The following is an 18,491-nucleotide window of genomic DNA, read 5'->3' as shown; positions in this document are numbered from 1 at the left end:
GTAACGATCTTTTGATCGAGATCAAAAAAGTGTGAGATTCCGGCGCCTGCGGGCCCGAACCGTATTGCCCTTCCACATCCCTTTGGCTAGCCTCTGCGTCCCATGCGATTGCTGCTCATCAATCCCCGCTACCCAGAAAGCTTCTGGAGCTTCCGCTGGGCGGTGGACCGGGTGCTGCCCGGAAAGCGCGCCGTCAATCCGCCCCTGGGACTCGCCACCCTCGCCGCCCTCACGCCCGCCCACTGGAAAGTGACCATCGTGGACGAGAACGTGGAGCCCCTTCCCCTCGCGCCTCAAGCGGACTTGATCGGTATCGCCGGCATGGGGGTGCAGTTCGCCCGGCAACAGGAACTCCTGCGCTACTACCGGGCCGCCGGCTACCGCACGGTGGTCGGGGGAAGCTACGCCTCCCTGGTGCCGGAGCGCTACCTGGAGCTGGCCGATACGGTGGTAGCGGGGGAGGCGGAATACCTCTGGCCGCGCTTTTGCGCCGACCTAGAGGCGGGGCGGCCCGAACGGCTCTACCGCGAAACCGGTGTGGTGGATCTCCGGCACTCCCCCACGCCCCGCTTCGACCTGCTCAAGCTCGCGCGCTACACCACCGCCACCCTCCAGGTGTCCCGGGGTTGCCCGTACCTGTGCGAGTTCTGCGACATCATCGTCATGTTCGGCCGCAAGCCCCGTTACAAGACCCTGGCCCAGGTGGAGCGGGAGCTGGACGCGCTGCGCGCCCAAGGGGTGCGCAACCTCTTCTTCGTGGACGACAACCTGATCGGCCACCGGGCCCTCGCCCGGGAGCTGCTGCGGCACCTGATCGACTACCAGGCCCGCCACCGCCACCGCTTCCGCTTCGGCGCCCAAGTCTCCCTCAACGTGGCCCAGGATCCGGAGCTGCTGCGGCTCCTGCGGGAAGCGGGATTCAACTGGGTGTTCATCGGCATCGAATCCCCCGACCCGGCGGCGCTCAAGGAGATCCGCAAGACCCAGAACACCCACGAGGACATCCTCACCTCGATCCAGCGCATTTACGCCCACGGCATCGACGTGCTGGGGGGCTTCATCGTCGGCTTCGACGCCGATACGGAACAGACCTTCGAGCTGCAATACCGCTTCATCACCGAGGCGGGCATCCAGGCGGCCATGGTGGGACTCCTCACCGCCCTGCCCAAGACGCCCCTCCACGCCCGGCTCGCCGCCGAAGGCCGGCTGCGGGAAGGGATGAACGAGGTGGACAACACCCGCCCCGCCACCAACGTGGTGCCGAAGGGCATGAGCTACGACGCCATGATCGAGGGCTACCAGGCCCTCTACCGCCGTCTGCTGGCCGACGAGGCCATCGCCCGACGCATCGCCAACAAGCTTGCCCACATGGCCGCGCCCGTGTACAGCGGCGAGTACGGTCCCCTGCAGCAGGTGGGAATCGTCGCGCGACTGCTCGTGCGCGGCGTGCTGCCGGGAGGCCTGAAGCGCACAGCGTGGTTTCTGAAGAGCCTGCCGTGGCGCTCGCCCAGGAAAATGCCCCTGGCCGTAGTGGACTGGATCTGCGCGCTCTCCATGCGGGCCTTCATCGAGCGGCGCTTCGGCGAGCAGGCGGCGCCCGAAGGTCTCGCCGCCCGCTTCGCCGTCATGCGCCAGGCTCTCGCGCGCTATCTCGCCCAGGGCCGCGCCGGGCTGGAACTCAACCGCTCCGGCTTGTCCCTGCGGCTGGAAGGATGGCTCGACCACCGTTTCTACCGGCGCGCGGCGCGGCATGCCCGGCGCATCCTGGGGTGCACGCCCTCCACGCTCACCCTGTACGTGAACCGTCTCCAGGGCAAGGAGCGGCTGTGGCTCGACCGATTCCTGCGGCGCCTCGCCCGCTACGGCGACCGGGTGCGAGTGGTGGTGGGCGAAGCGGCCCGGGGCGGCATCGAGATCGATTCGTCGGTGTTCCACCTAGCGCTGGAGCCCGACTCCCGGTAGCGCGATGGAGCTGGTCTGCCCCGCCGGCACCCTACCCGCCCTCAAGGCGGCGGTGGACCACGGCGCCGACTGGGTCTACATCGGCTTTCGCGACGAAACCAACGCGCGCAATTTCGCCGGCCTCAACTTCGACGCCGCCGCGGCTCGGCAGGGCATCGCCTACGCCCACGCCCGCGGAGCGCGGGTGCTGGTGGCGATCAACACCTATCCCCAGACTCAAAGCTGGCGCCGTTGGACCGACGCGGTGGACCGGGCCGCCGACGTGGGCGCGGACGCGGTGATCCTGGCCGACCTGGGACTCCTACGCTACGCGGCCACCGCCCATCCGCGACTCGCCCTGCATCTCTCGGTACAGGGCTCGGCCACCAGCTACGAGGCGATCGAGCTGTACCGGGAGCTCTTCGGCATCCGGCGCGCGGTGCTGCCCCGCGTCCTCTCCCTCGCCCAGGTGGAGCAGGTGGTGGCCCGCACCCCGGTGGAGATCGAGGTGTTCGGCTTCGGAGGCCTGTGCGTGATGGTGGAAGGACGCTGCGTGCTGTCCTCGTTCGTGACCGGCGAGTCCCCCAACACCGCCGGCGCCTGCTCGCCGGCGCGCTCGGTGCGCTGGGAGCCCCGGGGCGAAGGCATGGACACCCGCGTCGGGCCGGTGCTGGTCAACCGCTTCGCCCCCGGCGAAAAGGCGGGCTACCCCACCCTGTGCAAAGGCCGCTACCGGGTGGCAGGCCAGGCGTACTACGCCTTCGAGGAGCCGGTGAGCCTGAATACCCTGGCGCTCCTGCCGAAGCTCGCCGCCATGGGGGTGGCCGCCATCAAGCTGGAGGGGCGCCAGCGCAGCCCGGCCTACGTGGAGCAAATCACCCGGGTGTGGCGCGCGGCCATCGACGCCTGCCGCCGGGATCCCGCCGCTTATGCCGTACGGCGCGAATGGGCCCAGGCGCTGGCCGCAGTGTCCGAAGGACAGCAGTGTACCCTGGGCGCCTATCACCGGCCGTGGAAATGATGTCGTCATGAAGCTGGCCCTGGGCCCGGTCCTCTACTACTGGAGCGCGGAGCGGCTTTTCGCGTTCTACGACGAGGTCGCCCGGGCGCCGCTGGACGTCGTCTACCTGGGCGAGACGGTGTGCTCCCGCCGCCACAGCCTGCGGCTGCCGGACTGGCTGGCCCTGGGGGAGCGGCTCGCCGCCGCCGGCAAGGAGGTGGTCCTCTCCACCCAGGCCCTGGTGGAATCGGAATCGGATCTGAAGTCGCTGCGCCGCATCGTTTCCAACGGCTGCTTCCTAGTGGAAGCCAACGACATGGCGGCGGTCAAGTGCCTCGCCGGCCGCGGGCCTTTCGTCGCCGGCGCCCATCTCAACGTCTACAACCCAGCTACCCTGGGCGTCCTCGCCGAGCTGGGTGCCGTGCGCTTCGTCGTCCCGGTGGAGATGTCGCAAGCGGCCCTCGCGGCGCTCCAGGCGGAGCGCCCCCCGGGCGTGGCGACCGAAGCGTGGGTCTACGGCCGGCTGCCCCTGGCCTTCTCCGCCCGCTGCTTCACCGCGCGGCACTACAACCTGCAGAAGGACGATTGCCGGTTCCGCTGCCTGGACCACCCGGAAGGGCTCTCCCTCTTCACCCAGGAGGGCGAGCCGTTCCTCACGTTGAACGGCGTCCAGACCCTGTCGGCCCAGGTGCTCAACCTGCTGCCGGTCCTCGACGAGCTGCGGGCGCTCCGCGTCGATGTCGTCCGGGTAAGCCCCCAGGCCCGCTACACGGGGCGTGTCCTCGAAGTGTTCCGCTCCGTGCTGGATGGCACCATGGATTTGCGGGCCGCCCTGGCGGCCCTCGAATCCCTCATGCCCGGGGCGCCCTGCGACGGCTACTGGCGCGGGGGCGCCGGCATGGGGTGGCGCGGACAGGCGAGGCCATGAAGATGGGATCCCTTCCGCTTCAGATCGTGGACACGGGGCTTCGGCCCGGACGGGAGAACCACGCCCTGGACCGGCAGTGGCTGCGCTCGTGCGCCGCGGCAAGGCGCGGTCCCACCTTGCGCTTCCACCGCAGCCTCCCCACCGCAAGCCTGGGCCGTTTCCAGGCCGCCCCACGGGAGCTGCGGTTGGACGTCTGCGCGCGCCGCGGCGTCGACGTCGCCCGCCGCATGACCGGCGGCGGCGCCCTGTACCTGGATCCCCGGCAAGCGGGCTTCAGCCTCGTGGCGCCCGGGTCCGCGTTCGCCGGCCCTTTCTCCCTCCCATCCATGCTGGCGAACGCCGCCGCGGCGCTAGCGCAAGCCCTTGCCTCCCTCGGAATCACCGTTCGGATCAAGGCGCCCAACGACCTGGAGATCGGCGGCCGCAAGCTCGCCAGCGTGTTCGCGGTGCGGGAAGGGGGCGCGTGGCTCGTGCACGGGACGGTCCTTTTGGACGTGGACGTCCAGGCGATGCTGGAAGTGTTACGGGTGCCCACCGAGAAGCTTTCCCCGGACGGCCTGGCCGCCGCCCGCGACCGCCTCACCACCCTCGCCGAGCAACCGGGCGGCGCGCCGCCTCTTTCGGCGATTCACCAGGCGATCGCTGAAGCCATCGCCGAGGCATTCGGCTGGCGGCCGGTTTCAGCGCCGATCGAGCCCGCTCCGGTCCGGGTCTCGCCGGCGCTCCTCGCCCACGAGGGTCGCGCGGTCGGGTTCGTGGAATGGCCCGAGCCGGGACCGGGCGTGATCGAGGTGTTGACCAAAGCGAAATCCAGCACCCTGCGCCTGCAGGCCGAGGTGGACGCTGGCGCCCGCGTTTTCGGCGAGGTGCGGCTCGCCGCCGATCTCCACGCCCAGCCCGGCGAGGCCCTGGAGCGGTTGGCGGCCTGCCTGCGAGGGTGGCCGCTGGAGGACGGGGTAGCGCGCGCCGCCGGACTGATCGAAGCGGGCGCCGTGGAAGTGCCGGGGCTCGCGGCGCAAGACTTGGCGCGGCTCGCCCGGCTTGCCCTGGACACCCGCCGCCTCCAGGACGCGGCCGATCTCTCCCACGCCGAGGCCAACGCGGTCATGATCCACAGCCCGGATGGGTCGTCCGCCGAGACGATCCTCGGCCGGGCGGCGGTGATGCTGGTGCCTTATTGCGCCAAGCCCGTCTGGTGCAAGTGGCGCCATCGGGACGGCTGCTCCGAGTGCGGCAAGTGCGAGGTGGGGGACGCCTACCGCATGGCCCGGCAGCGGGGCATGCGGGTCATCACCGTCACCAAGTACGAGCATCTGTTGGAGACGCTGGACGCGCTGCGGCAGGAAGGGGCTGCCTACGTGGGCATGTGCTGCAGCCATTTCTACCTCAAGCGCCACCGGGCGTTTGCCGACGCCGGGCTCCCCGCGGTGCTCATGGACGTCTCCGGCTCCAACTGCTACGAGCTCCAGCAGGAGGCGGCGGCTTATCAAGGGCGCTTCCAGGCCCAGGCGCGGCTCGACGCGCCGCTTCTGGCCAAGGTGATGCGCTTCGTTCCGCCGCGGCCGCGCAACGAGCCTTCGGCCGGGGAGACGGACGCGTGATCCTGCCGGCGTTTCCGCGGCCGCTCGCCGCGTTGCTTGCGCGCCTGCCGGCCTATCCCCCGTCGGCGGCCTTCGCCGCCCTCCTCAACCTGGCGCTGCTGGGCAGCCTCCTGCCGCGGGAAGCTCTGGCGCCCATCGAGGGCCGGCGCATCCGCATCGTGGCCGAGGACCTGGGGCTACGGGTCGAGTTCATGCTGACCGCCCAGGGCTTCCGCCCCTGCGCCGGGCGGCAGCCTCCTGACCTCACCCTCCGCGCCCAAGCCGTGGATTTCTTGCGGCTCGCCGCAAGGCTCGAGGATCCGGATACCCTGTTCTTCAGCCGCCGCCTTGTGCTCCAAGGGGACACGGAATTGGGATTGCTAATCAAGAATACGCTGGATGCGATGGACTGCTCACCCACATGGCTTCGCGCCGTAGTGGCTGCCATGCTGGAGAAAGACTCTGTGCCTTTGGGCTAACGACCACTCAAAGCACACCCCTGGCCAATACGACTAGAACCTATCTCAAAATCGCCGGCGCGGTAGGGTGCGCTTCAGCGCACCGTCGCGACGCCTCTGAAACAGCGGTGCGTTTCGCTGCGCTCAACGCACCCTACCCGATTTTGAGATAGGTTCTACTCCTTAGGCGCAAGCCTCAGGCCCCGGCGAGCCGCCATGGAAGCGCCGAGGCGACGGACCTGCTCGGGGGTGAGCAGGCGTGCGGCCGCGGGCAGGAGCTCCCGCTCCTCTTGCTCGATATGCGGGAGGTACAGGGCCTGGAAGCGCAGCGCCAGGTCCAGGTCCAGCTCCGCGGCGTTCCCGTCCCGGATGGCGGCGAGGGGCTCCCGGATCTCGGCCCACAGCCGCTCCATCTGCCGGTGGTCCTCCTGCAGCCCGGCGATCAGGCGTTCCAGCGCCTCTCGCGCTTCCCCGGCCGTCTCCAGCATCACCGGAAACAGGTCCTGCTCCTCGTCCTGGTGATGTTTCACCCCGGCGTCGTCGAAGTAGGACAGGATCTGGCGCGCCGCCAGGCGGGCGTCCTCGTCCAGCCCCTGTTTTTCCAGGTGATCCACCAGCCGCAGCAACAGGACACAGCGGCTTTCGATGCGATCGTGGCAAGCTTCCAGCAGCGCCAGGGGCTGGTCGAAGCCCGGCGCAGGACGGGGTAAAGCGCTCATGATGATCGACTCGCTCCTCTCGGAAGTTCTCGGCAATTCACGGGGTCTGCCTTACGGGCAGACCTTTGCCGGTCTCTTCCGTTCCCTTGAGAACCGGAAGGATTCGACCGGCGAACACGGCGAGGGCGAGCCACATGCCGAGACTGCCCGCGACGGCGAGCCACCGGGATCCCAGGAGGAATCCCGAGGCATACGCCACGACGCCCGCGTGGGCGAGGGCGAGCTGGAGCCAGGCCCAGGCCCCGCCGCGGATGGGGTTGCCGGTGAACCGGGGCAGCATGTGGGCGCCCAAGCCGTAGATCAGCATCAACACGAAACCGGCGCCGAACAGGTGCATGGCGACCGGCCGGGTGGCCCCGTCGGCGAGGAGCGTGCCCTGGAGGAGCAGGGCCAGACCGGAGAGGACCAGGTAGCCCATCGCCGAGACCACGAAGGCCCGATTGTCCCGGGAAAGCATCATGCCAACGTGATAGGCGCGCCCTTTAGGCCGGGGAGGGGCGGCCGCCACCAGGGCCCGCGCCTCCGCCGGCGACTGCACCCCGACCGCCGCCAGCTTCCCGTCGATCACCACCGCCGGCACGGTCTTGATCCGCAGGCGCGAGGCGAGCTCGCGCCCTTCCGGCTGGGCCAGGTCCACCACCGCGAAGCGGATGTCCTTTTCCGCTGCCACCTGCCGCCACACCGCCTCGGCGCTGGGGCAGGTGGGACACCACTCGGATACCAGGAGCTGCACCGTGATCCTGGGGCCGGGGGAGCCCCCATCACCCGCGGCTGCCGGCCGGCTACTCATTGGGCGCACCGCATGCACTGGACGTCGTAGCGGTCGATCCAGGCCTTGAGTTTCTCCACCGCCTCCGCCCCGGTGACCAGATGTTCGAGGGCCCGCTCCGGGATATCGGGCTTCATCTTGACCAGCCAGGCGTCGCCGTAGGGGGCGATGTTGATCAGGCCCGGATCGGCCAGCACCCGGTCGTTGACCGCCACGATGACGCCGTCGAAGGGCGCCGGGATGCCGCCCGCCCACTTGCCCGACTCCAGCCGCGCCAGGGGCTTTTTCCATTGGCGATGGGTGCCCACAGGCTTCAAGGTCACGTACTGCACCCGCCCGGCCATGGTCTGGGACGGGTCGGTGATGCCGATGCGATAGGTGCCGTCGGGTTCCGGCGCCACCCAGAGGTAATCCAGGTCGTACCAAAGATCGGGAGGAAGCTCGCAGCCCCGGTATTCGGTCATCGGGCATCCAGGGGCGAGCGCAGCCGCACGCTGAAGACCATGTTGACGGCGAAGAGGGCCATGGCGGCGACGCTCATGAACCCGCCGATCGCCACCAGGGCGTCCAGGGTGCCGAGCCAGCCGGCCACCATGACCGGTAATCCCAGGTTGGCCAGCCAGAACTGCAAGCTGGCCAGCTTTTCCGAGCGCAAGGGGTAGCCCCCGAAGCGGGGGATCACGTGGAGCCCTACCCCGTAAATGGTCATGAGGGTGAGACCCAGCAGCATCAAATGGCCGTGGGCCCGGGGGACGTTGCCGGGCACGAGCCCCGGGTGGGCGAGGTGCACGAGGGCCAGCAGGCCCCCGGCGAGCCCCCACAGGAGCCCCATGACGACGAAGAGCTTGTTTCGACGGTGCATCGCGGCGAGCCGGCTCGGGAATTTCGGAGGCGAACGCCGGCGCGGGCTTTCCCCGCCCGCACCGGGTTCCTAATTTAACACCGGAAAGGGAGGCGGGGCCCTTGATCTAGCTCAAAGCGTCGGCCGCCTGGCGAGGCTGCGCGCCCGCACGAGCTGATACGGCCGGAACAGGTAGGCCACCGCGGCGAAGCCGCTCCACACGTGCACTAGCCGGGAGAACGGAAACAACAGGAACAAGGTCATCCCGAAGAACAGGTGGACCTTGAAGACGAGGGGCGCGCTCGCCATCACCTCCGCGGCGCCGCCGCGGAAGGTGACGATACGCTGAGCCCATTCGGAGAGGGCCAGCATCACGCTCCCATCCGGGTGCTGGGCCGAGGAGACGATGCTCAAAAGCCCCAGCAGCAGGGTGATCAGGATCCAGAACAGCACCACGAAGTCCATGGGGGTGCTGACGGCGCGGATGCGCGGCTCCGCCAGGCGCCGGTGGATCAGCAGCACCAGCCCGGCGAAGGTCATGAGCCCGGCGATGCCGCCGGAAACCATGGCCAGGAGCTGCTTGGTCCCGGCGCCAAGGAAGGGCTCGTAGACCCAATGGGGGGTCAATAAGCCCACCAGGTGCCCGAAGAACAGGAACAGGATGCCCACGTGGAACAGGTTGCTGCCCCACCGGAGCTGGCCCCGCCGCAGGAGCTGGGAGGAGTCGCTCTTCCAGGTGTACTGCCCCCGGTCGAAGCGGATCAGGCTGCCCAGCAGGAACACGGTCAGGGCGATGTAGGGATAGATGCCGAACAGAAACTGATGGAGGTAAGCCATGGTCTTTTCCTCGTCTTTAGACTAACGGGCAATCCGCTGCGGCCAGCCGCGGAACTGCACCACCGCCGGCGCGCCTGCGGCAGGCTGTCCGCAAACAGCGCCCGCGGATGGCGCCCCGGGCCCGAAGGTCACCGGCTCTTCCGCCCAGGCCGCGTCCAGGGCCTCGGGGCTCGAGTCGTCCGGCTCTTGCGCCAGCGCACCCGCATCCGGCAGCGGCTTCTCGCCCGCAAGTGCCAGCAGCGCGCCGAAGACCGTCGCATAGGGGCTCGAGCGCTTGCCGAGGCGGCAGTGGAGCGCGCAGAGGATGTGGGCGGTTTCCGCCAGCAGCTCGCGCGCCTCCCCCGGCTCGCACTGGGACAGGTATTCCAGGAACGCCGGCAGGAAGTCCGGCAGCTCGTCCCCGACGGGCCGCAGGCCCTTGGAGGCGTACAGCCCCTTGAGGTCCACCATGGCCTGGCCCCGGTCCCGGGACTCCCCGTGCACGTGCTCGAAGAGATGGAGCGAGAGCGCCCTGCTGCGGTCGAACAGGCCCACGTAGCGCTCCTGCAGCTCGAGCAGGTCGGCGTTCTGCAACTCCGCCATGAAGGTGAGCAGCCGCGCCCGCTCGTCGCCGCGCAACAGCGCTTCCATCTCGATCGCTTCCGCCAGCTCGGGCAAGGCTTCGATCAGGGCCGCGTCGGGATAGCCGAGCAGCGCCCCCAGCACCTGATAGGTCTTCATTTCGCCACCTCCTTGAGGGGGATCACCCGCTTCTTGCCGCCGAAGAGGCTCGGCTTGGACGTGCCGTCCGAGCAGCCGTTGCCGAAGCTGAAGCCGCAGGAGGCCCGCAGGTCGTACGCGTCCTCGGCGTACTCCCGGTGGGTGGTGGGGATCACGAACCGGTCCTCGTAGTTGGCGATGGCCATGATGCGGTACATCTCCTCCACCTGGGCTTCGGAGAGATCCACCCGCCGCAGCACCTCCGCGTCCGCCTTCCCCTCCACGTGCCGGCCCCGCATGTAGGCGCGCATGGCGAGCATGCGCTCCAGGGCGAGCTTGACCGGCGCCTCGTCGCCGGCAGTGAGCAGGTTGGCCAGGTACTTGAGGGGGATGCGAAGCTGGGACACGTCCGGGATCACCCCGTCGGAGGCCAGGTGGCCGGCGTTGGCCGCCGCCTGGATCGGGGACAGGGGCGGGACGTACCAGACCATGGGCAGGGTGCGGTACTCCGGATGCAGGGGCAGGGCCACCTTCCACTGCACCGCCATCTTGTACACCGGCGAGGCCTGGGCAGCCTGGATCCAGGCCTCCGGAACGCCGTCGGAGCGCGCCTGCTCGATCACCTCGGCGGCGAAGGGGTCGAGGAAGATCCCGAGCTGGGCCCGGTACAGGCTCTTCTCGTCCTCCACGCTCGCCACCTCCTGAATGCGGTCGGCGTCGTAGAGCAGCACGCCCAGGTAGCGGATGCGCCCGACGCAGGTCTCGGCGCACACGGTGGGCTGTCCCGCCTCGATGCGGGGGTAGCAGAAAATGCACTTCTCCGCCTTGCCCGATTGCCAGTTGAAATAGATTTTTTTGTAGGGACAGCCCGAGACGCACATGCGCCAGCCGCGGCACTTGTCCTGGTCGATGAGGACGATGCCGTCCTCCTCCCGCTTGTAGATGGAGCCCGAGGGGCACGCGGCGACGCAGGTCGGGTTCAGGCAGTGCTCGCACAGCCGCGGCAGGTACATCATGAAGGTGTTCTCGAACTGGCCGTAGATCTCCTTCTGCACCTGGTCGAAATTCTTGTCCTTCGAGCGCTTGGCGAACTCGCCCCCCAAGATCTCCTCCCAGTTGGGCCCCCATTCGATTCTCTCCATCCGCTCGCCGGTGATGAGCGATCTCGGGCGGGCCACCGGCGCGGTCTCGGAGAGGGGCGCGTTGTGCAGGTGCTCGTAGTCGAAGGTGAACGGCTCGTAGTAGTCGTCGATCTCCGGCAGGTCGGGATTGGCGAAGATGGAAGAAAGCACCCGCCAGCGGGGTCCGATGCGCGGCACGATCTCGCCGTTGGACAAGCGCTTCCAGCCGCCCTTCCACTTGCCCTGGTTCTCCCACTCTTTGGGGTAGCCGATCCCGGGCTTGGTCTCCACGTTGTTGAACCACGCGTATTCCATGCCAGGGCGCGAGGTCCACACGTTCTTGCAGGTGACGGAACAAGTGTGGCAGCCGATGCACTTGTCCAGGTTCAACACCATCCCGATCTGGGCTCTGACTTTCATTTCATGTCTCCTGGGTTTTCATGCGCCGGCTTCCGCGTGGGGCCGATCGAGCCAGTCCACCTTGGCCATCTTGCGCACGATGATGAACTCGTCCCGGTTGGAGCCCACGGTGCCGTAGTAGTTGAAGCCGTAACTCTGCTGGGCGTAGCCGCCGATCATGTGGGTGGGCTTGGGGCAGGCGCGGGTCACCGAGTTGTGAATGCCGCCCCGCAGGCCGGTCACTTCCGATCCCGGGGTGTTCACGATCTTCTCCTGGGCGTGGTACATGAGCACCATCCCCTCCGGCACCCGCTGGGACACCACCGCCCGGGCGGTGAGCGCCCCGTTCAGGTTGTAGGCCTCGATCCAGTCGTTGTCCTCGATGCCGGCCTTGCGGGCGTCGGCTTCCGAGATCCACACGATGGGGCCGCCCCGGGACAGGGTCAGCATTAGCAGGTTGTCGGTGTAGGTGGAGTGGATGCCCCACTTCTGGTGGGGCGTGATGAAGTTGAGCACCACTTCGGGATGGCCGTTGCCCCGCTGGCCCAGGAGCTCCCGCACCGTCTTGGTGTCGATGGGCGGCTTATAAGCGACCAGCGCCTCGCCGAAGGCCCGCATCCACGGATGATCCTGGTAGAGCTGCTGGCGCCCGGTAAGGGTGCGCCAGGGGATCAGCTCGTGGACGTTGGTGTAGCCGGCGTTATAGGACACGTGCTCGCTCTCCAGCCCCGACCAGGTGGGGGAAGAGATGATCTTGCGGGGCTGGGCGAGCAGGTCTCGGAAGCGGATCTTGTCCTCTTCCCGGGCGAGGGCCAGATGGGCGTGATCGCGCCCGGTGACCTTCGACAGGGCCTCCCAGGCCTTCACCGCCACCTCCCCGTTGGTTTCGGGGGCGAGGTACAGGATCACCTCCGCCGCGTCGATGTCGCTCTCGATCCGGGGCAGCCCCTTGGACACCCCCTCCTCGGCTACCGTGGAGTTGAGCTTCGCCAGCCCCTGCACCTCCTGCTCGGTGTTCCAGCCGATGCCCTTGCCGCCGTTGCCCAGCCTGGCCATGAGGGGTCCCAGGGCGGTGAATTTCTTGTAGGTGTTGGGATAGTCCCGCTCCACCACCGTCATCTGGGGGGCGGTCTTCCCGGGGATCAGCTCCACCTCGCCCTTCTTCCAGTCCTTGACCTCCAAGGGCTGGGCCAGCTCGGCGGGCGTGTCGTGCAGGAGGGGCGCAAGCACCAGATCCTTTTCCACGCCCAGGTGCCCCACCGCCAGCTCGGAGAACTTGCGGGCGATGCTCTTGTAGATCTCCCAGTCGCTACGGGCCTGCCACGCCGGGTCTACCGCCGCCGACAGGGGATGGATGAAGGGGTGCATGTCGGAGGTGTTGAGGTCGTTCTTCTCGTACCAGGTGGCGGTGGGCAGCACGATGTCCGAGTACAGGCAAGTGGTGGACATGCGGAAGTCCAGGGTCACCAGCAGGTCCAGCTTGCCTTCGGGCGCCTGGTCGTGCCACGCCACTTCCAGCGGCTTCTCGCCCCCCGTATCGCCTAGGTCCTTGCCCTGCACCCCGTGCTGGGTTCCCAGCAGATGCTTGAGGAAGTACTCGTGGCCCTTGCCCGAGGAACCCAGGAGGTTGGAGCGCCAGACGAACAGGTTCCTCGGGAAGTTCACCGGATTGTCCGGGTCCTCGCAGGCGAGCTTGAGGCTGCCGTTTTTAAGGGCCTGCACCGCGTAATCCTTGGGATCCATCCCCGCCGCGGCGGCAGCCTTGGTGACCTCCAGGGGATTCGCCGCGAGCTGGGGAGCGGAAGGTAGCCAGCCCATGCGCTCGGCGCGCGCGTTGAAGTCGATGAGGCTGCCGCGGTACTCGTTCGGATTGGCGAGGGGCGACAGGATCTCGGACACCTTGAGCTTCTCGTAGCGCCACTGGTCGGTGTGGGCGTAGAAGAAGGACGTGGAGTTCATGTGCCGCGGCGGCCGGCTCCAGTCCAGGGCGAAGGCGAGGGCAGTCCAGCCGGTCTGGGGCCGCAGCTTCTCCTGCCCCACGTAGTGGGCCCAGCCGCCCCCCGACTGGCCGACGCAGCCGCAGAACACCAGCATGTTGATGACCGACCGGTAGTTCATGTCCATGTGGTACCAGTGATTCATGGCCGCGCCGATGATGATCATGGACTTGCCCCGGGTCTTGTCAGCGTTGTCGGCGAACTCCCGAGCCACCTGGATCACCCGGTCGCGGGGGATGCCGGTGATCCGCTCCTGCCACGCCGGCGTGTAGGGCACGTCGTCGTCGTAGGAGGTCGCCACGTTATCCCCGCCGAGGCCCCGATCCAGGCCGTAGTTGGCCATCATGAGATCGTAGACCGTGGCGACCAGCGCTTCGCCGCCGGCCAGCTCGACCCGCTTCGCCGGAAGGTTGCGCAGCAACACCTCGTCGTTAGGGTTGTGGGGGAAGTGCTCGTGGGGGCGACCGCCGAAATAGGGGAACGCTACCGGCACCACCGCGTCGTGGCAGCCCAGCAGCGTGAGCCTCGCACTTATGTCGTTTCCGGTGCAGGCGTCTTTCTGCTCGAGGTTCCACTTTCCCGACTCACCCCAGCGAAAACCGATGCTGCCAAGTGGGACCACCAGCTTGCCAGTCAACTCGTCGAACGCCACCGTCTTCCATTCGGGGTTGTTCTCCTGCCCCAGCTTGCCGGGAAAGTCGGAAGCCCGCACCAGCCGGTCCGCCACGTAGCCTTCGCCCTTCTTCTCGAGCAGCACCAGGAACGGCAGGTCGGTGTAGCGCCGGGCGTAGTCGCGGAAATACTCGCTCTTGCCCGAGAGGTGAAATTCCTTGAGGATCACGTGGCCCATGGCCAGGCCGAGGGCGGCGTCCGTGCCCTGTTTCGCCGGCAGCCACAGGTCGCAGAGCTTCGCCACCTCGGAATAGTCGGGGGTCACCGCCACGGTCTTCGCCCCCTTGTAGCGCACCTCGGTGAAGAAGTGGGCGTCGGGGGTGCGGGTCTGGGGCACGTTGGAACCCCAGGCGATGAGATAGGTGGCGTTGTACCAGTCGGCCGATTCCGGCACGTCAGTCTGCTCCCCCCAGGTCTGGGGGCTGGAGGGGGGCAGGTCGCAGTACCAGTCGTAGAAGCTCATGCACACCCCGCCAATCAGGGAGAGGTAACGGCTTCCGGCCGCGTAGGACACCATGGACATGGCGGGGATGGGCGAGAATCCGATCACCCGATCGGGGCCGTAGGTCTTAATGGTGTACACGTTGGCCGCGGCGATGATCTCGTTCACCTCGTCCCAGGTGGCCCGCACGAAGCCGCCCAGGCCCCGCACCGACTTGAAGGCACGCGCCTTGGCCGGATCTTCGACGATGCTCCCCCAGGCCTCCACGGGGCTGAGCTTCTCCCGCGCCTGCCGCCACAACTTCATCAACCGCCCGCGCACCATCGGGTACTTGAGCCGGTTGCCGCTGTAAAGGTACCAGGAGTAGCTGGCACCCCGGGCGCAGCCCCGCGGTTCGTGGTTGGGCATGTCCGGGCGCGTGCGCGGGTAGTCGGTCTGCTGGGTCTCCCAGGTGACGATGCCGCCTTTCACGTAAATCTTCCAACTGCAAGAGCCGGTGCAGTTGGTGCCGTGGGTGGAGCGCACGATCTTGTCGTGCTGCCAGCGCATGCGGTAGGCGTCCTCCCAGGTGCGGTCCTCGTCCCTGACGACACCGTGCCCGTTGGCGAAGGTGGGCTCGTTCTTGATGAAATACCTCAGCCGATCCAGAAAGTGACTCATCGATTTCTCCGTGAAGCGTTGTCCGTGACCCGGGAAGGGAGAGGCGGCGTCGACGGACGCCCGCCCTTCCCCCTTTGCGCCGTCAGCACGGCACCTCCGCGTGCTTGCGGGAATAGAACCACCACGTCACCGCGATGCAGGTCGCGTAGAAGGCGATGAAGACCCAGAGCGCCGCCTCGGGTCCGCCGCTCAGGGCGATGGACGTGCCGTAGGACTTGGGGATGAAGAAGGCGCCGTAGGCCGCCACCGCCGAGCTGAAGCCCAGCACCGCCGCCGCCTCCTTGCCGGCGCTGCGCGCCGCTTCCACCTGAGCCGCCTGGCCCCGCCCCGCGCTCCAGCGCTCGTGCAGGGTGCGGAAGATGATGGGGATCATGCGGAACGTGGAGCCGTTGCCGATGCCGGTGGTGAGGAACAGCAGCATGAACATGGCGAAGAAGCCGGTGAAGCTGCCCTCGGCGGGGCCCCAAGGCAGGGCGAAGCCGCCGGTGGTCCCCTTCGGCAGGAAGTACAGGACGCCGACCACCGCTAGGGCCATCACGATGAAGTTCCAGAAGGTCACCCGCGCGCCGCCCAGCTTGTCCGACATCCAGCCGCCCACGGGGCGGATCAAGGCCCCCACCAGGGGACCGAGGAAGGCGTACTGCAAGGGGTCCACGCCCGGGAACTGGGTCTTGATGAGGAGCGGGAAGCCGGCCGAATAGCCGATGAACGAGCCGAAGGTGCCGATATAGAGCCAGCACATGAGCCAGTTGTGCTTGCGGCGGAAGATCACCGCCTGCTCCGCCAGGGACGCCTTGGCCGAGGCGATGTCGTTCATGCCGAACCAGGCGGCTAGGGTGGAGGCGAGGATGAAGGGCACCCAGATGAAGCCGGCGTTCTGCAGCCACATCTGCCTGGTCACCTCCCCTTTCACCCAGGTCTGGGGCTCGCCGCCGAAGGCGCCGAACACGGCGGTGGTGATCACCAGGGGCACGACGAACTGCACCACCGACACCCCCAGGTTGCCCAGGCCGGCGTTGAGCCCCAGGGCCGTGCCCTGGTTCGACTTGGGGAAGAAGAAGCTGATGTTGGCCATGCTGGAGGCGAAGTTGCCGCCGCCGAAGCCGCACAGCAGGGCGATCGCCAGGAACGTCAGGTAGGACGTCTCCGGATCCTGGACCGCGAAGCCCATCCACACCGCCGGGATCGCCAGTGACGCCGTGGAGACGGTGGTCCACAGCCGGCCGCCGAAAATGGGCACCATGAAGGAGTAGAAGATGCGCAGGGTCGCCCCCGACAGGCCCGGCACCGACGCCAGCCAGAAGAGCTGGTTGGTGGTGAACTGGAAGCCGATGTGGGGCAGGTTCACCACCACCACGCTCCACACCATCCACACGGCGAAGGCCAGCAGCAGCGCCGGGATGGAGATCCAGAGGTTGCGCGTGGCGATTCGCTTGCCATGGGTCTGCCAGAACGTCCGGTCCTCCGGGTTCCAGCTGGTCAACACGCGGGTTGCCATGATCCTCTCCTTTTAAGTGGAAACCGCGCTTACCTCGTCGCCAACACCGGGGCGCCGGCCTTGCCGTTGCGCCGCGCAGGGACGATCTCGCTCCAGTACATCCAGACGAGCGAGACGAGGGTCACGCCCCAGAGCAGCATGAAGATGCTGGAGCGCACGCCGGTCACGTCCACCAGCGCGCCGAACATGATGGGCAGGAGAAAGCCCCCCAGCCCGCCCACCAGGCCCACGATTCCAGAAATCACGCCGATGTTGTCGGGGTACTGATCCGAGATGTACTTGAACACGGAGGCCTTGCCGAAGCCCCAGGCGATGCCCACCACGAACAGCAGCGCGGTGAACATCCAGGCGTCGAGGCCGATGTGGAGCGAGAGCGGCCCATGGATGGTCTGGATGGTCATCTCGGTCTGGGGATAGGACATGAAGAACAGGCACACCCACGACACCAGCATGACCCACCAGGTCACCGGGTGGGCGCCGTAGCGGTCGGACAGCCAGCCGCCGGCGGCCCGGATCACGCCCGAGGGCAGGACGAAGATGGAGGCGATCAGCGCCGCCGTCTGGATGCCGAAGCCGTACTCGTTGATGTAGTACTTGGTCATCCACAGGCTCAACGCTACGTAGCCGCCGAACACGATGGAGTAGTACTGGCACAGCTTCCACACGTTGGGGTCCTTGAGCGCCCTGAGCTGATCCCGGAACGTGACGCTGGAGTGCACGTGGTGGCCCTTGTCGGTATAGGTGAACAGCCAGAACAGGACCACGGTGACGAGCATGGCCGCGGCGTAGACCTTGGGCACCATCTGCCAGCCGAAGGCCACCACCAGGGTCGGCGCCACGAACTTGGTGAGGGCGGCGCCGGCATTGCCGGCGCCGAAGATGCCCATGGCGAAGCCCTGGCGGCCCTTGCTGAACCAGCGGGCCACGTAGGCAATGCCCACCGAGAAGGAGCCTCCGGCCAGGCCGACGAACAGCCCCAGCGCCAGGTACTGCCAGAACTCGGTGGCGTGAGAGAGCAGATAGATGGGCACCACGGTGGACAGCATGAGAACGAAGAACACGACGCGGCCGCCGTACTTGTCGGTGAGCATCCCCAGGGGCAGCCGGATCAGGGAGCCGGTGAGGATGGGGGTCGCCGCCAGCAGCCCGAACTGGGTCTCGTTGAGCCCGAGGGTTTCCTTGATGGGGATGCCGATGATGGAGAACATCACCCACACCGCGAAGCACACGGTGAAGGCGAAGGTGCTCGCCGCCAGCACCGACACCTGCTTGTACGCCTGGCTTGCCATGACCGTCTCCCTGGTTCGTGCCGCGACCCGCTTTTCCCGCCGGATCGCGATCCCTTGAACGACGATGACAGGTTACGGCGCCCCGCGGCCCGCGCCTATTCGGCGAACGGCGGAAAGCGCCGCGGCGGTAGGAGGATGGGACCTGGCCGGACGAGGGAGGAAAGCGGCCGCCCCCATCCGCCGGAAGGACTAGTTCTTGGGGACGACGGGAACCGCGACGCTTTGATTTACAATGGCTTGGAAGCTCCTGAAGGCCCCGTGCCGGGCCCGTTCAGGGCTTATAACCCAAACCACGAGAGGAGAAGCCGCCATGGCGAAGGACAAGGCCCCCAAGGCTTATTTGCAGCTCAAGAAGGCCCACGGCCCGATCTTCGACGCGCTGGAGCAATTGGGCCAGCGGGTCCGGGAGGCCGGTCCACTGGATGAAAAGACGGGCCATCTGATCCAACTGGCGGCCGCCGCCGCGACCCGCTCCGAAGGGGCCGTGCACAGCCACGTGCGCCGGGCCCTGGCCGCGGGGGCGACCCGGGAGGAAATCCACCACGCCCTGCTGCTGCTCGTGAGCACCATCGGCTTCCCCCACGTGGTGGCGGCCCTCACCTGGGCCGAGGACGTGATCGGGAAGAAGTAGCCCCGCAGGA

The 18,491-nt window shown here is 67.7% G+C and carries 16 protein-coding genes; 6 read left to right on the top strand and 10 right to left on the bottom strand.

Translation table 11 applies throughout. The features are described from left to right. The first annotated feature begins 102 nt into the window (after nucleotides 1-102). From ACTFO6_RS10140 to ubiT, 5 genes are read left to right on the top strand one after another with little or no spacing between them, the layout of a single operon-like run. Nucleotides 103-1,962 (top strand): radical SAM protein, encoded by a 1,860-nt coding sequence (locus ACTFO6_RS10140; protein ID WP_439934345.1) that lies wholly within the window; start codon nucleotides 103-105, stop codon nucleotides 1,960-1,962. A gap of 4 nt (nucleotides 1,963-1,966) precedes the next feature. Then, a complete protein-coding gene (ubiU, locus tag ACTFO6_RS10135; RefSeq protein WP_439934344.1) occupies nucleotides 1,967-2,962 on the top strand; it encodes a ubiquinone anaerobic biosynthesis protein UbiU in 996 nt (331 codons plus the stop codon). 7 nt (nucleotides 2,963-2,969) lie between these two features. Next, nucleotides 2,970-3,869, top strand: coding sequence for a ubiquinone anaerobic biosynthesis protein UbiV (gene ubiV / locus ACTFO6_RS10130; protein WP_439934343.1), 900 nt, complete (start codon nucleotides 2,970-2,972; stop codon nucleotides 3,867-3,869). After that, complete coding sequence (locus ACTFO6_RS10125) at nucleotides 3,866-5,470, top strand: lipoyl protein ligase domain-containing protein (RefSeq protein WP_439934342.1); 1,605 nt, start codon at nucleotides 3,866-3,868, stop codon at nucleotides 5,468-5,470. Before ubiV ends, ACTFO6_RS10125 begins: the two co-directional genes overlap by 4 nt. Then, nucleotides 5,467-5,928, top strand: a complete 462-nt coding sequence (gene ubiT, locus ACTFO6_RS10120; RefSeq protein ID WP_439934341.1) for a ubiquinone anaerobic biosynthesis accessory factor UbiT — start codon at nucleotides 5,467-5,469, stop codon at nucleotides 5,926-5,928. Before ACTFO6_RS10125 ends, ubiT begins: the two co-directional genes overlap by 4 nt. A gap of 155 nt (nucleotides 5,929-6,083) precedes the next feature. Here ubiT and ACTFO6_RS10115 read toward each other — a convergent pair whose 3' ends face one another. From ACTFO6_RS10115 to ACTFO6_RS10070, 10 genes are all read right to left on the bottom strand, one after another. Further along, entirely contained in the window at nucleotides 6,084-6,626 is a 543-nt protein-coding gene (locus ACTFO6_RS10115; protein ID WP_439934340.1) for a hemerythrin domain-containing protein, read from the bottom strand. A 37-nt stretch (nucleotides 6,627-6,663) separates the two neighbouring features. Then, nucleotides 6,664-7,365, bottom strand: a complete 702-nt coding sequence (locus ACTFO6_RS10110; RefSeq protein WP_439934446.1) for a thioredoxin family protein — start codon at nucleotides 7,363-7,365, stop codon at nucleotides 6,664-6,666. A gap of 47 nt (nucleotides 7,366-7,412) precedes the next feature. Continuing rightward, the gene (locus ACTFO6_RS10105) at nucleotides 7,413-7,859 is read right to left on the bottom strand and encodes a glycine cleavage system protein H (RefSeq protein ID WP_439934339.1); all 447 of its coding nucleotides are present in this window, start codon (nucleotides 7,857-7,859) and stop codon (nucleotides 7,413-7,415) included. Beyond that, nucleotides 7,856-8,257 carry a hypothetical protein gene (locus tag ACTFO6_RS10100; protein ID WP_439934338.1) on the bottom strand — a complete coding sequence of 134 codons (402 nt, stop codon included), beginning with the start codon at nucleotides 8,255-8,257 and terminating at the stop codon, nucleotides 7,856-7,858. Before ACTFO6_RS10100 ends, ACTFO6_RS10105 begins: the two co-directional genes overlap by 4 nt. 111 nt (nucleotides 8,258-8,368) lie before the next feature. Further along, entirely contained in the window at nucleotides 8,369-9,073 is a 705-nt protein-coding gene (gene narI, locus ACTFO6_RS10095; protein WP_439934337.1) for a respiratory nitrate reductase subunit gamma, read from the bottom strand. Between the two features lie 21 nt (nucleotides 9,074-9,094). Continuing rightward, a complete protein-coding gene (gene narJ / locus ACTFO6_RS10090) occupies nucleotides 9,095-9,793 on the bottom strand; it encodes a nitrate reductase molybdenum cofactor assembly chaperone (protein ID WP_439934336.1) in 699 nt (232 codons plus the stop codon). Further along, nucleotides 9,790-11,313 carry a nitrate reductase subunit beta gene (gene narH / locus ACTFO6_RS10085; protein ID WP_439934335.1) on the bottom strand — a complete coding sequence of 508 codons (1,524 nt, stop codon included), beginning with the start codon at nucleotides 11,311-11,313 and terminating at the stop codon, nucleotides 9,790-9,792. The genes narJ and narH overlap by 4 nt, the downstream gene beginning before the upstream one ends. A gap of 18 nt (nucleotides 11,314-11,331) precedes the next feature. Beyond that, the gene (locus tag ACTFO6_RS10080) at nucleotides 11,332-15,063 is read right to left on the bottom strand and encodes a nitrate reductase subunit alpha (RefSeq protein ID WP_439934334.1); all 3,732 of its coding nucleotides are present in this window, start codon (nucleotides 15,061-15,063) and stop codon (nucleotides 11,332-11,334) included. A gap of 82 nt (nucleotides 15,064-15,145) precedes the next feature. Further along, complete coding sequence (locus ACTFO6_RS10075) at nucleotides 15,146-16,561, bottom strand: NarK family nitrate/nitrite MFS transporter (protein ID WP_439934333.1); 1,416 nt, start codon at nucleotides 16,559-16,561, stop codon at nucleotides 15,146-15,148. A gap of 29 nt (nucleotides 16,562-16,590) precedes the next feature. Beyond that, entirely contained in the window at nucleotides 16,591-17,850 is a 1,260-nt protein-coding gene (locus ACTFO6_RS10070; RefSeq protein ID WP_439934332.1) for an MFS transporter, read from the bottom strand. 310 nt (nucleotides 17,851-18,160) lie between these two features. Here ACTFO6_RS10070 and ACTFO6_RS10065 point away from each other — a divergent pair, with 310 nt between their 5' ends. Beyond that, nucleotides 18,161-18,481, top strand: a complete 321-nt coding sequence (locus ACTFO6_RS10065; protein ID WP_439934331.1) for a carboxymuconolactone decarboxylase family protein — start codon at nucleotides 18,161-18,163, stop codon at nucleotides 18,479-18,481. The last annotated feature ends 10 nt before the right edge of the window (nucleotides 18,482-18,491 follow it).

Origin of the sequence: Pelomicrobium sp. G1, assembly GCF_051905455.1 — a bacterium.
Lineage (GTDB): Bacteria > Pseudomonadota > Gammaproteobacteria > Burkholderiales > UBA6910 > Pelomicrobium.
This window is presented reverse-complemented; position numbering and strand designations above follow the sequence as displayed.